The 13,707-nt window shown below is 69.9% G+C and carries 14 protein-coding genes; 8 read left to right on the top strand and 6 right to left on the bottom strand.

Annotated elements, in window-relative coordinates:
• Window positions 1-9: 9 nt before the first annotated feature.
• The gene (locus QP089_RS23470; RefSeq protein WP_285913974.1) at window positions 10-900 is read right to left on the bottom strand and encodes an SDR family NAD(P)-dependent oxidoreductase; all 891 of its coding nucleotides are present in this window, start codon (window positions 898-900) and stop codon (window positions 10-12) included.
• A 307-nt stretch (window positions 901-1,207) separates the two neighbouring features.
• On the opposite strand from QP089_RS23470, the gene QP089_RS23465 reads away from it, so the two are divergent.
• Together QP089_RS23465 and QP089_RS23460 are read left to right on the top strand one after the other, a co-directional pair.
• A complete protein-coding gene (locus QP089_RS23465) occupies window positions 1,208-2,062 on the top strand; it encodes an IS110 family transposase (RefSeq protein ID WP_285913972.1) in 855 nt (284 codons plus the stop codon).
• 547 nt (window positions 2,063-2,609) lie between these two features.
• Complete coding sequence (locus QP089_RS23460; RefSeq protein ID WP_285913945.1) at window positions 2,610-3,848, top strand: CE1 family esterase; 1,239 nt, start codon at window positions 2,610-2,612, stop codon at window positions 3,846-3,848.
• 335 nt (window positions 3,849-4,183) lie between these two features.
• Here QP089_RS23460 and QP089_RS48840 read toward each other — a convergent pair whose 3' ends face one another.
• Together QP089_RS48840 and QP089_RS23455 are read right to left on the bottom strand one after the other, a co-directional pair.
• Window positions 4,184-4,297, bottom strand: coding sequence for a hypothetical protein (locus QP089_RS48840; protein WP_353070611.1), 114 nt, complete (start codon window positions 4,295-4,297; stop codon window positions 4,184-4,186).
• 304 nt (window positions 4,298-4,601) lie between these two features.
• Window positions 4,602-6,965 carry a poly(ethylene terephthalate) hydrolase family protein gene (locus QP089_RS23455; protein WP_285913943.1) on the bottom strand — a complete coding sequence of 788 codons (2,364 nt, stop codon included), beginning with the start codon at window positions 6,963-6,965 and terminating at the stop codon, window positions 4,602-4,604.
• Between the two features lie 589 nt (window positions 6,966-7,554).
• Here QP089_RS23455 and QP089_RS23450 point away from each other — a divergent pair.
• A complete protein-coding gene (locus QP089_RS23450; protein WP_446474078.1) occupies window positions 7,555-7,689 on the top strand; it encodes a hypothetical protein in 135 nt (44 codons plus the stop codon).
• Window positions 7,690-7,771: 82 nt separating this feature from the next.
• Here QP089_RS23450 and QP089_RS23445 read toward each other — a convergent pair whose 3' ends face one another.
• Window positions 7,772-8,731 carry an NADP-dependent oxidoreductase gene (locus tag QP089_RS23445; RefSeq protein ID WP_285913941.1) on the bottom strand — a complete coding sequence of 320 codons (960 nt, stop codon included), beginning with the start codon at window positions 8,729-8,731 and terminating at the stop codon, window positions 7,772-7,774.
• 115 nt (window positions 8,732-8,846) lie between these two features.
• Between QP089_RS23445 and QP089_RS23440 the strand changes: the two genes are divergently transcribed.
• Together QP089_RS23440 and QP089_RS23435 are read left to right on the top strand one after the other, a co-directional pair.
• Complete coding sequence (locus QP089_RS23440; protein WP_285913939.1) at window positions 8,847-9,815, top strand: GlxA family transcriptional regulator; 969 nt, start codon at window positions 8,847-8,849, stop codon at window positions 9,813-9,815.
• A gap of 274 nt (window positions 9,816-10,089) precedes the next feature.
• On the top strand, window positions 10,090-10,344 hold the full coding sequence (locus tag QP089_RS23435; protein ID WP_285913937.1) for a hypothetical protein: 255 nt from the start codon (window positions 10,090-10,092) through the stop codon (window positions 10,342-10,344).
• Between the two features lie 92 nt (window positions 10,345-10,436).
• Here the strand turns inward: QP089_RS23435 and QP089_RS23430 are convergent, their stop codons facing one another.
• Window positions 10,437-10,934, bottom strand: coding sequence for a MarR family winged helix-turn-helix transcriptional regulator (locus tag QP089_RS23430; protein ID WP_285913935.1), 498 nt, complete (start codon window positions 10,932-10,934; stop codon window positions 10,437-10,439).
• Window positions 10,935-11,052: 118 nt separating this feature from the next.
• Here QP089_RS23430 and QP089_RS23425 point away from each other — a divergent pair, with 118 nt between their 5' ends.
• The 3 genes from QP089_RS23425 (at window position 11,053) to QP089_RS23415 (ending at window position 12,389) form a co-directional block, all read left to right on the top strand.
• On the top strand, window positions 11,053-11,355 hold the full coding sequence (locus QP089_RS23425) for a DUF6069 family protein (RefSeq protein WP_285913933.1): 303 nt from the start codon (window positions 11,053-11,055) through the stop codon (window positions 11,353-11,355).
• The gene (locus QP089_RS23420; protein ID WP_285913931.1) at window positions 11,352-11,801 is read left to right on the top strand and encodes a nitroreductase family deazaflavin-dependent oxidoreductase; all 450 of its coding nucleotides are present in this window, start codon (window positions 11,352-11,354) and stop codon (window positions 11,799-11,801) included. The genes QP089_RS23425 and QP089_RS23420 overlap by 4 nt, the downstream gene beginning before the upstream one ends.
• A gap of 204 nt (window positions 11,802-12,005) precedes the next feature.
• Complete coding sequence (locus tag QP089_RS23415; protein ID WP_285913929.1) at window positions 12,006-12,389, top strand: hypothetical protein; 384 nt, start codon at window positions 12,006-12,008, stop codon at window positions 12,387-12,389.
• Between the two features lie 568 nt (window positions 12,390-12,957).
• Here QP089_RS23415 and QP089_RS23410 read toward each other — a convergent pair.
• Window positions 12,958-13,704, bottom strand: a complete 747-nt coding sequence (locus QP089_RS23410) for an alpha/beta fold hydrolase (RefSeq protein WP_285913926.1) — start codon at window positions 13,702-13,704, stop codon at window positions 12,958-12,960.
• Window positions 13,705-13,707 lie beyond the last annotated feature (3 nt).

The following is a 13,707-nucleotide window of genomic DNA, read 5'->3' as shown; positions in this document are numbered from 1 at the left end:
CTCGGGTGATCAGGCCGGCAGGCCGACCATGGCCGCGCTCTCCCGCCACAGCAGATCGCGCGCGTCGTCGTCGCGGGCCAGCTCGGACGGATCGGGAAAGGTGATCTCCCCCTTGACCAGCGAGGCATAGACGCGACCGGGCGGCGGCGCGGCCGTCCCCAAGGCCAGCTCGGCCAAGACCTCGCCGGCACGCTCCGGCGTTCCGACATGGAACTGGGGATGGGATCTGCCGAGCAGCGCGCCGGCGAGCGGCAGCACTGCCGGAGCAAGAGCACGCCGCACGCGCGTCTGGCCGCGTAACAGCGCGGTGCCGCCGGTGAGCCCCGGGTTGAAGGCGATCACGCTGATGCCGCGTTCCTTTACCTCGTCGAGCGCGCTCAGGGAGCGGGCAGTCAGTAGGTTGCAGAGCTTGGAGGCGGCGTAGGCACGAAACCCGCTGCCCCTGCGGGGAGGATGCGCGAGCGCCCGCACATCGAGCGTCTTGGGCCCGAACGGGATGACGGCCGGGTCGTGGGTGTCGCTCGTGGTGAAGACGATCCGTCCAGTGCTGGCCATGCCGGACAGGAGCGACCGTGCCAGCAAGTAGTGGGCGAGGTGGTTGACGGCGAAGGTCATCTCGAATCCGTCGGCGCTGCGCCGGTCATCGCGAGAGAACTGGGCTCCGGCGTTGAGGACCAGCACGTCGATCGCGGCACCGTCCACCTGCGACCGCACCGCATCGGCGAAATTGCGGACGCTGTCGAGCGAGGCCAGATCCAGCGGCAGCACACGGCAGCCGGTCGGCGGCGCGCCGCCGCTTCCGCGTGCACCGATGATCACCTGGGCGCCGGGCCCTGTCAGCCGCTGCACGGCGTGCGCGCCGAGCCCGGCGGTCGCACCCGTCATGACGATGACGCTCAAGGTGGTCCTCCAGTCATAGTCAACGGAGTCGCAGGCGGTTGATGAGGAGGACGCAGATGTCGCCCCTCGATCGAGACCTCGGGATCGAGGCGCGACGGACGGTAGATATCAATGTGAAGCCTGCATTGTTACAGGATTCAAAGGCTGTAACCAATCAACTCATCTGTCGCGCCATGAGAACGCGGCACGTACCCCCGAGTGCCGCTTCGGGCGGTGGCCTGACCCGCGCTACGACTGTCCCGGTGACACCCACCCCCCGACCTCATGTCACATTCCGGCCGACGTCCAGGAGGACGTCCTGGTCGGAGTGGACACCCACAAAGACGTCCACGTCGCCGCCGTGGTCACGACTCTGGGGGTCGCCCTGGGCAGCTGCAGTTTCCCAGCGACCGCCGACGGCTATTGTCAACTCCTTGTCTGGGCACGGTCGTTCGGCGTTCTTCGCCGAGCGGAAGTGGAATGCACCGGCCCCTTCGGAGCCGCACTGGCCCGCCACCTGCTCGCCGAAGGACTTGAGGTGGTCGAGGTCAACCAGCCGGACAAAGCCGCTCGACGGCGACACGGCAAGACCGACGCCACCGATGCTGAGCCCGCCGCCCGCGCGGTCCTGTCCGGCCGCGCCACCTCCGTCGCCAAAACCAGCGACGGACCAGTGGAGATGCTTCGGCTGTTCAAACTGGCGAAAGGGTCGGCGATCAAATCCCGCACCCAGGCCATCAACCAACTCAAGAGCGTCCTGGTCTCGGCCGACCCCGCGCTGCGTGAGTCCCTGGCCGGGCTCAGCAATCCCCAATTGATCAAGCACTGCGCCCAACTGGACGACCTCAACGGCGACGGCCCCGCCCGAGCCGCACGCCACACCTTGAAACTACTGGCCCGCCGAAGCCAGCACCTGACCGCAGAGATCGACGACCTGAACAAGCACCTGGCCGCCGCCGTCGAAACAAGCGCTCCAGGTCTGTTGGAAGTCCGCGGAGTAGGCCCGGACAGCGCGGCCGCCCTACTGATCGCGGCCGGCGACAACCCCGAACGTCTGTCCAGCGAAGCCTCGGTACTGGGGCTGCTGAGGGCGTGTTGCAGGTTGATGGTGGCGGTGGCCGGCGCGAGCCCGTCAGCGTGGACGGGACCGTCACCGCGCCTTCTGCACCGGTGGGGCGGATGACGCGCATCTGGCCGGCATCACTATGCCGGCGCACAGGCAGGCCCGACCGCTCGCCACAGGCCCGGAAGCCCCATGCCCTACATGGCGCCTCAACGGTGGTGGCGAAGGCCCGTAGTGGCGTGACGGAGATGACCGATTCCGCGTCGGAGACCACGTTGGCGAGCATGAGCGTGCCGGGCTGACAGCGCTCCCAAGGCATATCGCCTCCAGGGCCGCCGCAGGGGGCGCGCGGGGCGTCAATCGCTCCATCCTCCCCCAGAGCGTGAACCGCCTCCTCCTAACCGCCGGGGCCGGGACCGCGCCGGCGCAACCGTCGACCTGACCGCGCACTGGCCGACATGGCCTGCTGCCTGGCCGTGTATCGGCTCCGTTATCTGGAAGCGCTAACAAACGTGGTTCGAGTGTGCTCATTCATGCATGGGCGCTGATGCGGGCGGAGCCTACTGTGACGCGACCTCATGCCCCCAACACCCATGAGGACACGACTTCACAGAAAGGGAACACCGTGAGAGTCCATCCCCCTCGGTCTTGGCACGGCGCTACCGCTGTGCTCCTGGCGGGAGCGGCGCTGAGCGCCGTTCCTGCCGGGACCGCCCACGCTGCTCCGCCCCTTCAGGACCGTGTCACCATCACCGCGGACGGTTCCCCGGCCTATTCGCTGGCAGGCGAACTGACCTCAGGGGGCATCGCCGTCCTGGACAACGTCGCGACCTACGCGACCGACAAGATCCAGGGGACGGGGACACTCCCCGGCTCCGGCGGCGGCACCGCAAACGTCTCCTTCAAGATCGCCAACGACGGCTCGTCATTGAAGGGCGAGTTCACCCTCCAGGACCCCGGCGCGGGCGTGGAAGTCTCCGCCGCCGTCGACGGCGGGGTGACGGCCCCGGGCGAGGCGACGGTGACATGGACGGGGAACGGCACCGTCCGGCACGGCGACCGCTCCTCCAACCAACGGGTCACCTTCACGGTCCAGGACCGCCACCCCGACCCCGGCGACCACGCCATCCGCGTCACCCACGCCGGGCAGGCCCGCAACGCCATCCTCCGCCTGCCCGACAACTACGACGGCACCCCCAGGCCGGCACTGTTCCACTTCCCCGGCCTGGGAGAGACACCGGGCATCGCCGAGTGGTACGGCCGGATGGCCGACTACGCCCAGACCCGCGGCTTCATCCAGATCACCCCCGAGCACTACGGCATCGGCTGGCAGGGCGTCGAGGCCGGGACCACCTCCCCCGACCTGGACGATCCCGGATTCGTGCGGCAACTCCAGGACATCCTCGTCGACCGCTTCAACGCCGACCCCAAGCGCCTGTACGCCTCCGGCATGAGCAACGGCGGCTTCTTCACCAGCAAGATGGCCTGCGACAACGACCGCTTCGCCGCCTACGTCCCCGTCTCCGGCCAGCTCAACGACCCCGCCGCCTGCCATCCCGGGCGGCACGTCCCGATCGTGATGATCCACGGCGACGGCGACCCTCTCGTCCCCTACAGCACCGTGCAGCCCGCGCTGGACTTCTGGACGAGCAACAACGGCTGCGGCACCAGGACCGTCGCCACCGACCTGCCCGACATCGCGCCCAACGACAACACCACCGTCGTGCGCCACGACTACCCCGACTGCCCGGCCGACGGCCCCGTCACCCTCTACCAGATCAAGGGCGGCGGACATAACTGGCCCGGCGGAACGCCGTTCCTCGGCCCGTTCCTCGGCGGCACCACCTACGACATCAACGCCAACGCCGTGATCTGGGACTTCGTCTCTCACTACCACCTCCCCTGACCCGGCCGGGGGTCCGGCGCCCACCGGGCCCGGGGGCGGCCCCCCACATTTGTTAAACGATCGGCTAGCAGGTTGTTAGTCGATCGCTTAACATCTGGGACCGGACGGTGAGAGGACTCCCATGCTCGAACCCCGCCATGAAGCCCTGGATCCCAGTCCCGCGGCCATCGACATCGCCGCCCACCTGTACCAAACAGTCAGCGTGTCCGCCGCCGATGCTCGAGGCGACATTATCCTCCAGCCCCTCACCAGTGCGGCCGACATTCCGCGCCTCAGGTGTCGAAGTGGCTCGGTCCTACGGCTCTCCAGCCAGCGCCGCCCTTCCTCGTCGGAGGTCAGGAGGCGCCGCTCACCAGGTGGGACTCTCCCGGGCAACCCTTGTCGATACCGAGTTCGAACCGACCCCCGCTCAGCAGGTCGAGTGTGGTGGCATCCTCGGCTACCCGAATCGGGCCCGGCCGACAGAATTCTCAGCCACGGCCGGATGAACAGGCTCATGGCTAACTCGGAGTCCTGTCTGGTGTATGACCGACCACGCGATGACGCCAGAGTCAAGCCTGCGCAACCTGACCTCGTCGGCCTTTCCTGCCCCCTTACGAAGGTGCCTAGGTATTCGACCCGGCCTGATTGAGTCGAATCACCTAAGAGCATGTCTCATGTGGGCTATTTGGCGAGCTTCAGGGCGAGGCCGAGGCCGTGCGTTGTGAGGAGACGCTCGATGCTCGGTCACACGACGGCCCCGGCGCGCGAGGGTCAGGCCGCGTCGTCGTCGGTGACGACGAGGCGGGCGAAGCCGTCGCCGATCTCGGCGTTCTCGGGGGCGGACGCCACCACCTGGTAGGACTGCGCGACCGTCGCCGCGGTCGTGTCACCGGCCAGCGGCACCTCGAAGGACGCCGCGGTCGCCCCGGCGGGGACGACGACCTGCCGGGCGACCTGCGCGATGACCGGCGCCGCGCCGCTGGTGATCGACTGGACGTTCACCCTCACCGGGACGGTGCTCTTGCGCGACAGTGCAAGCGTCATCGTCGCGGCGCCCGGACCGTCGCCCTCGGGGACGGTCAGGTCCCGCACCGACACCTGCGGCAGCGCCGACGCGTCGGCCTTGCCGGTGTCCGCGTGGGTGAAGGCGAGGTCGGCGAGGTACACGCCGCCGGTGCCGCTCGACGCGGACAGGCGGACGGAGGCCACCGAGGACAGCTTGACGCCCTTCAGCGCGGACACCGATATCCGCACCGTCCGCAGCCAGGTCTTGGGCAGCGGCGAGACGGTGCCGGGGAACGGGGTGAGCGCGTCACTCACGTCCGACAGCCGGACGCTCTTGCTGCCGCCCTTGTCGTCCGCAACGGTGACGGTCAGGTCGGCCGCGGTGGTGGATTCGTCCAGCGCCGCGCGGAACGTCAGCGCGTCGTACCGCTTGACGTTCGCGGCCCTGGCGGGGACGGCGGCCGCGACGTACCCGGTCGGGTCCGTCCAGGTGAAGTGCAGGACGGGCGTGGACGGCACGTTCGGCGCGTAGGTCGCCGGCGTCCACGAGGGCGCCTGCGAGGTGGTGAGCCGGGTGGCGCAGGACGGCAGGCCGCTCTGGATGGAGCGATCCAACATGCCGGCGCAGATCACGCCGGCGGCCGCGCCGCCGACGGTGACCGAGCCCGGCAGCGAGGTGAACGCGGCGACGTCGGAACGTTCCTTCGCCGGAGCCTGGGCGACGGTGTGCACGACCGCGCGGCCCGCCGAGGCGGCCGTGCCGCCGCTGCCGTCGAACAGCGGAAGGAACGCGTCCTCACCGCCCTGGACGAGGCGGAAGAACCCGGCGATGTAGGCCGTGCCGACCTTGTACTGCTCGGCGGCCGACAGCCGGGTGGGCGCGGTGTTCCCGCAGACCGGATCGGCGTTGTTCGACCAGTCGTCGCCTGCCGGGAAATGCGCCGTCCCCGGCGTCCACTCGGTGTTGAAGAAGTTGTGGTCGGCGCCCATGACCAACTGGGCGGCGCGGAACGAGCGGTCGCCGGCGTCGGCGTATCGGGTGTCGTCGTAGAAGTGCTGTCCCTGCTGGTTGGAGACATCGCCGTCACAGTAGGGCAGCAGCACCGCCATCGGGATGTTCGGCAGCGTCGCCCGCGCGAAGTCGGTGGGCGCGAGCGGCAGCACCGCCCTGATGCCGTAGGGGTGGTCGCGGCCGTCGTTGAGCAGCGCGGCCTTGACCACGCCCTCGCCGCCGCGCGAGTGCCCCATCAGCCCGATGTCGTTCATGTCGAGCCGGTTGTCGAAGATCGCGCCGAGCGGGCCCTTACCCTTGGTGCCCTGCACCAGCAGGTCCAGGTGGCGCATCACCAGTTCCCCGCGGGCGAGGGCACCGCGGTCGTCGCTGTAAGGGTTGTCGGCCGCGTTGACGCCGTTCGCGCTGATCGACACGACGGTGTAGCCGTGGCTGGCGAGGACCTTCGCGGGCTCCTGGTACCCCTTGTAGCTGTCGATCGGCTTCTGCCCGTCCGGGCAGGGCCATTGGGAGTTCGACGTCGTCCAGGCGACCGGGTCGTAGCAGGCCGAGTGGCGGCCGTGCAGGAACAGCACGAGCGGCCCCTTGCCCCGCTTGTCCGGCAGGTACGCCTCCGCACGGACCTCAACCTTGCGGCCGCCGAGACCGGACGGCTCCATCGCGGTGTCGCCGAGGTCATAGCCGGTCACCTTCACGCTGTACGGGCCGGGATCGGCCGGGTCGACCGGAAGCTCGCCGCCCCGTGCGGACGGCGCGGGAGCCGGCGCGGCCTTGGCCGACTTCGGCGCCGCGGCGGACGGCACCTCGCCGTTCCAGGCCACCTCGACCGACGACGGGTCGGCGGCCTCGGGGGCGGCGGTGACGATGGTCAGGGTCCTGCCGTCGGGCGACTCCTGCGCCGGGCCGAGAGATCTCCCGTCCACGGCCAGTTCGGGGACGGCGTCGCGGACGGGCAGCGGCGCGTCCAGCTTGAGGGTCAGGCGATGCCCGCCCTGGACCGGTTCGACCGTCCAGGCCGGGGGGTTCGGCGCGGCGTTGACCGGGGAGACGGACAGGACGGCCGCCGCCAGGGCCGTTACCGCCACCGCGGCCTGCCGGCCGCGTCTGTGCACGCGCATGCGGTGCCTTTCGAGGACCAGACCCCGGAGCGTCGAGCGATAGGTGTGTCACACGACGACTGAAGGGGTTTGTGAGGTTTGCCCTCGCATGGGACCGCAGCCCCGGCGCGATCGCGTTACGCGATCATTGCCGCCCCGTTAACCTCGCGACCGTCCGGCCGAGGCCGTCCACCGGACGCCCGCGGCCCTGCGGGGGCCGCCTGCGGTGCCGCGGACCGGGCAGGGCGTTACCCGTGTTCGGCATGGTCGGAACGGGATTTGTGGCAGACGGAGCGGTCGGCGACGGCATCGCCACGGTCGCGGACGACGGCATGGTGCTCGACACCTGGTTCCCCGAGCCTCGGCTCGCCGGCAAGCCCGGCGAGGGGACGCGGCGGCTGGACGCCGGCGAGGCGCGCGCGGCCTTCGGGGGAAGACGTGCGAGACGACCTCGCAGCGTCCATCACCGACGTCCTCACCCGCACCGGCACCGCGCTGTAGGACGGCGACATCCTCGTCGTCGCCAGCAAGGTCGTGTCCATCACCGAGAAGGCATCGACGCCGCCAAGAAGATCGTCGGCCGCGAACGCAGCATCCCCCTGGCTGGCTCATGCTGCACCGCCGCCTGGTCCGCGACTACGAGACCCTCCCGCCCAGTTTCACCACCATGATCCACCTCGAGATGATCGACCTCATGAGCCGCCGCCTCACCGGCGAATCCACTCCCACATGGCGGGGCACCTGACTCGGAATCAAACGAAACTCGCAGGACGAAACGCCCAGTGAAGCGCGCGGTGGGAAATGTGCCGGTGGGCCGTCACCGGCGCTCATTGGAGAACGCTGAGGACGATCTTGCCCTTGGTGCGTCCGGTTTCGCCCAGGTGGTGCGCCTGGGCGGCCTCCGAGAGGGGCAGCACGGTCTCGATCGCGGGGCGGAGCCGCCCTGTGGCCGCCAGGTCGGCGATGGCCCTCAGCGCGGCGTGGTCGGGTTCGACGAGCATGAAGCCGGCGCGGATTCCACGGGCAGCGGCCTGCGGTCTGAGGGCGTCATCGGACGGTGAGGCAAGGGAAACCAGTGTTCCCCCGGCACGCAGCGCTTTCAGGGACCGGGGCCCGTAGTCGCTGCCGACGGCGTCGAGCACGACGTCGACTTCCCCGACTGCGGCGGCGAAGTCCGTGGCGGTGTAGTCGATGAGCTGGTCGGCGCCCAGGTCGCGGAGGAAGGCGTGCTTCTCGCCGCGTGCGGTCCCGATCACGTGCGCACGGTGGCTCTTGGCGATCTGCACGGCGATGTGACCGAAGCCCCCGGCGGCGGCGTGGATCAGGACCCGCTGCCCGGGCTGGAGGTGCGCGGTGTCAAAGAGCGCCTGCCAGGCCGTCAGTGAGACCAGCGGCAGGGCCGCCGCCTCGATGTGATCGATGTTCGCCGGTTTGCGGACGAAGTGCCGGGCAGGAGCACTCACGTACTCGGCGTAGGCCCCGGCCTGATGCGGGAAACGCGGCATGCCGAAGACTTCGTCGCCCTCCTGGAACAGCGTTGTCCCCATGCCGACGGACTCGACCGTCCCCGAGACGTCCCAGCCGACGGCAGGGGGATCCGCCCACAGACCGAGGCCGCCGGTCGCCCGCTGTTTCCAGTCGGTCGCATTGACCCCCGCGGCGTGGACCCGTACCAGAATCTCGCACGGACCGGGAGCAGGCCGCGGGAGCTCGGTCTCCCGCAACAGCTCCGGCCCGCCCCATGCCCCCACGGTGATCGCCCGCATCCGCTGCGCGGTCTCGTTCATGCCGTCCACGCTCCTATTCGATATGCCGGGCCGCTTGCGCGGCCGTTGCCCAGCTTGCAACTGAGGGCGAGCGGTCACCATTGGCCTGAAGGCCACTCTGTGCCAGGATCTGGCCATGCATAGGGTCGTCGTCCTCGCGCTCGACGGTGTCATTCCGTTCGAACTGGGCATTCCGTCCAGAATCTTCGGCGAGGCCGTCGGGGCGGATGACGAGCGGCTCTACGCGGTGACCACCTGCACCATCGATGGGCAGCCGGTGACCAGCAGCGCTGGATTCACCATCGGCGTCCAGCACGACGCCAACGCCCTCGCCGACGCCGAAACCGTGGTGATTCCACCGTCCGCCGCTCTCGGGCCGGTGCGCGAGCATGGCCGCCTACCCGAGCCCGTGGCCGAGGCGTTGTCCCGCATCCGACCGGGTACCCGTGTCGTGTCGATCTGCACGGCGTCGTACGTACTGGCCGCCGCGGGCCTGCTGGACGACCGCCCGGCGACGACGCACTGGCGGGAAGCGGAGCACTTCCAGCGCACATTCCCTCGCGTCAGGACCGATCCCGGTGTCCTCTTCGTCGACGACGGGGACGTGCTCACCTCCGCGGGCGCTGCCGCCGGAGTCGACCTCTGCCTGCATCTGGTCCGGCTAGACCACGGCAGCGAGGTCGCCAATCGCGTGTCCCGCGGGTGTGTCGTACCTCCGTGGCGCGAGGGCGGTCAAGCGCAGTACATCGATCGCCCCATCCCCCAACCATCGCAGGCGACCACGGCCGACACCCGGGCTTGGATGCTGGAGCACATGGACCGGCCTGTGACGCTGGCCGAACTCGCCGCTCATGCGCGGACGAGCGTGCGCACCTTCACCCGCCGGTTCCGCGAGGAGGTCGGCATGACGCCGGGCCAGTGGCTGATCAGGCAGCGGGTGGAAAGAGCGCGGCACCTTCTCGAGAGCAGCGATCTCCCGATCGATCAGATCGCCGACAGCAGCGGATTCGGCGCCCCGTCCTCCTTGCGCGAGCACTTCCGCGCGATCGTCGGCGTCTCCCCCGCCGCGTACCGCCGCACCTTCCAAACCAGGCCCCGGCGGTGAAGTCGCCGAAGTTTCGCGAAGGCCCCGGTGCCCGAGGACGACAGCGCCGCCTGCCCGCGCTCTTCCACCGGAGGGCTCAGAGATCGGCCTACCGCCGAGAGGGCAACACATGCGCACCGCCTCCGCCCGCCCGCACGCTTGTCGTTGTCGTTGTCGTTGTCGTTGTCGTTGCCGTCGCCTCGGTCACGGCTGCGCCAGCGGCGGCGGTTCCGCCCCCGCCGCGACCATCGCCCGCGCACACCTCGCCAAGCTCTGCCTCGCAGCCGAAGGGCCGTTGACCAGCTACAGCCGCGCCAAGTTCCCGCACTGGATCACCCAGTCCGGGACCTGCAACACCCGCGAGGTCGTCCTCAAGCGCGACGGCACGCACGTCAAGGCAAACGCGGCGTGCGCCGCCGTCTCCGGGAGGTGGAAGAGCCCCTATGACGGTGCCACCTGCACCCGGGCCTCCGACCTGGCGACCGAGTACAGCGTCGGCCGCTCCACCATCCACCGCATCATCCACGGGCCGCCCGCCGGACAGAGCTGACGACCGGCGCGCGGCCGGTCGGTGCCTGGACGATCGGCCTCTCAGGGTTCGCGAATCCGACGGCGACCGGCGGGGAACGACGCTTCGGCGTCTCAGCCGGATTCGGCATCTGTGCTTGCCGATGGGCCGGCCAGGACGCGTGCCAGCAGGTCACGGAGGTGCCGCTGGTCGGAGCCGGGGAGTTCGAAGAAGGTCCGGGCCAGCGCGCCGGCGCTGGAGCGCAACTCCCGGCGTTTGCGCTCGCCGGCTTCGGTGAGCACCACGTGCTTGACCCGGCGGTCGCCCGGAGCGGGCCGGCGGGTCACCATGCCGCGGCGTTCCAGGCCGTCGACGATGCCGGTGACGTTCGACGGCTCGCATGACAGCCAGTCGGCCAGCTGACGCATCGGGGCAGGGCCGGACAGGTTGGTCAGGACGAGCGCTTGGGCCGGGGGAAGGCCGAGCTCTGCCGCGGCGGCGTTGAACTGCGCGCGCAGCCGCCCGGTGACCTCGAAGACCAGGCTGCTCAGCTCGGCTACGACCGCATCCGCGTCGGTGCCGACCCCTGTTTCGGCGCCGGCGTCGCTGTCGGTGTCGGCATGGGGGCTCATACAGCCAGCATAGCCGCCACTTAAGCCACTGAACTGTTCAGCTTGTGAAGTAAGTGCTACGCTCGCCCGCATAGAACTTTAGGAACTGAACTATGAAGCAACTGAAGGAGATGTGGCGATGACACACGTGAGCACGGGCCGGCGCGCGGGCCCCAGGAGCCCACAACGTGCACGGGCACTGGCCGTGGCGGGTGCGGTCGCGGCCGCGCTGGAGCGGGTGACGCCACTGGCGGCCCGGATCTGGACGCCCGCCGCCCTGACCCTGCTCGCGGTGTCGTTCCTGCCCATCATCGGCGTTGAGGCCTCCGGCGCGAGCAAAGCAGTGCTCGCCCTCACCCACCTCGCCGTCGCAGCCGTTCTCATCCCCGTCTTCCGGCGGACGGCCACGACCCGCGCCGCCGACACCGGGAGCGGGCGATGACAGTGCCCGAGAACGGGATCCTCGACAGCCCCACCCCCTGGGTCGCCGACCACATCCGCACCTACCTCGAATCCGACGGCGCCCAGGGCCACCTCTACCAGGGCTGGCCAACGCTGCTGCTCACCACCCGCGGCCGCAGGTCCCGCAAACTCCGCCGCACCGCGCTGATCTACGGTCGCGACCAGGGCCGCTACCTGCTGGTCGCCTCCAACGGCGGCGCGGACCGCCACCCGGCCTGGTACCTCAACCTCACCGACACCCCGACGGTGTCGCTGCAGGTCGGCCCGGATCACTTCACCGCGACCGCCCGCACCGCCACCGCCGAGGAGAAGCCCCGGCTGTGGCAGATCATGACCGAACTGTTCCCCCAATACGCCAAGTACCAAGAGGAATCAGCACGCGAACTGCCCCTGGTGATCCTCACCCCACAGGCACCGCCCGGATAACCGGGACCGGACCGAGCCACCCGCCGCAACCCCGAAGAACCCCCGACACGACCGCCGCCGCCCCCAGCGAGCGCGCGCCGTCCCCACCGACGGCGCCCTTCCGCGCCGAACTCCAGCACCCCATCGATCCCGCACCGAACCCAGACGGAAGCAAATAGAGGAACCATGAAGACGCGACCCGTCCTGAGCGACCACCAACACCCCGTGAACGCGCAGACGGTGGCAGCCGACTTCGCCGCGATATTGCAGCGGGCCGGCGAGACCCGAGACGCCGACCTCTACGACTCCGCCTTCGCGGCAGACGTGCTGTGGGGCAGCCCCTACGGAGCGACCGTGGCCGGCTACACCGAACTGAACGCCATCCACCGACGGCTCATGGCGGCGAACGCCGCACCACCGTCACGGTTCGAGGTGGTCACCGCACACACCCCCGCACCCGGCGTGGTGGTGACACACATCCGCCGGCAGGCAGCCGACACCAGCGGATTCTCCGAGATGGCACTGTACGTCCTGGTCGAACGCGCCGGACGATGGTGGCTCGCAGCGGCACAGAACACCCCCATCGGCGAATCCCCGCTGCACAACTAACGACAAGACAGACCACCGGCTCCCGACGATCCTTCCCCGGCACGTAGGCCGCACCCGCTCCCGGGCCTGCCGTACCCGAAGCCGCCGCCAAGCCGTACCGACGGCTGGTCAACACCACTGGCCGTTCGGTTGCCGCAAGCCCCGAATCCCGCCCCTGAAGACCGCTCTGACCTGCGTGTTGATCCCTTTCGGGAGTACTTCGGCCGTCCCCCCGGGACGCCCGCGCAAGCACCCGGGTCCAGGTGTTCAGACACCCGGCTGCCGTGCGGCCGAGCCCTGCTTTGGGGCTGGGGTCAGCTTCGGGAGTAGGACGCCGATCCGGGACAAGGACATCGCACGGCTCTCCCCGCTCAAGCACCGCAACCTCAACGTCCTGGGGCGTTACAGCTTCACCGCGTCCGTCCCGCGCGAGGGGCGGCGGCCCCTGCGCGACCCGGACGCGCCGAAGCTGGATGACGACGAGGCCGGCACGGAGTGAACCGCTCTCCTTCCGAACCAGTCCCCGTTCAGGTTCTGATTGCTTCGCCCGGGATGAGGTCGTTGTGGGGCCGTCTTCGGTAATGCGGCGTCATCGGAGGGGACGGGCGTCGGCCGTGTCACGAAGGAAGGGCACCACGATCCCGGCCACGGCCGCCGGGTCGTCCAGATGCGGATAGTGGCCGCTACGCGGCAGGACCTCGACCCGCGCGCCCGGGAACGCCGTGCGCTGGTCGGCCTCAGCAAGGGGCACGAAACGGTCCCGAGCGCCCCGCACGACCAGGGCCGGTCGGTCCAGCCGGGCGAGCCGGGGCGCGAGGCCGCCTCCGACGTCCACCGGGACCGCGCGGTACATCCGGCGCAGCGCGCGCCGGGAACCAGGCCCGAAACCCGCCGCCAGCTCGCGCCGCGCTGCGCGGGACAGGGTGTCGAAATGCCAGAGCGCCGGGCCGAGCAGCGGCCGTCCGAGACGCTCCCCGACCGCGCCTGTCACCGGAGCACGGAACAGCCGCCCGATCAGGTGCCAGCGCCTCATCTGGTTGATGATGCCCGTGTTGATCTGGACCGAACTCGCGAAGGCGCGCGGGTTGCCGGCGGCCCAGTGCAACGCCGAACCCCCGATGTCGTTCATCACAAGATGAGCCGTCCGGATGCCGAGCCCCGCGATGGTGCCGCCGATGAAGGTCGCATACGCCTCCACTGAATGCGGAAAACCGTCGGGATGGTCCGCTTGGCCGTAGCCCGGCAGGTCGAAGGCCACCGCGCGGGCGAACTCACCCACCCGCGACTGCAGGTCCCGCCACACATCGGCGCTGCCGGGTGCGCCGTGCACCAGCACGAC

It is taken from the genome of Actinomadura opuntiae (assembly GCF_030283205.1).
In the GTDB taxonomy this organism is placed as follows: domain Bacteria; phylum Actinomycetota; class Actinomycetes; order Streptosporangiales; family Streptosporangiaceae; genus Spirillospora.
Note: the sequence above shows the minus strand (reverse complement) of the source record. Positions and strands in the feature narration are given on the sequence as shown.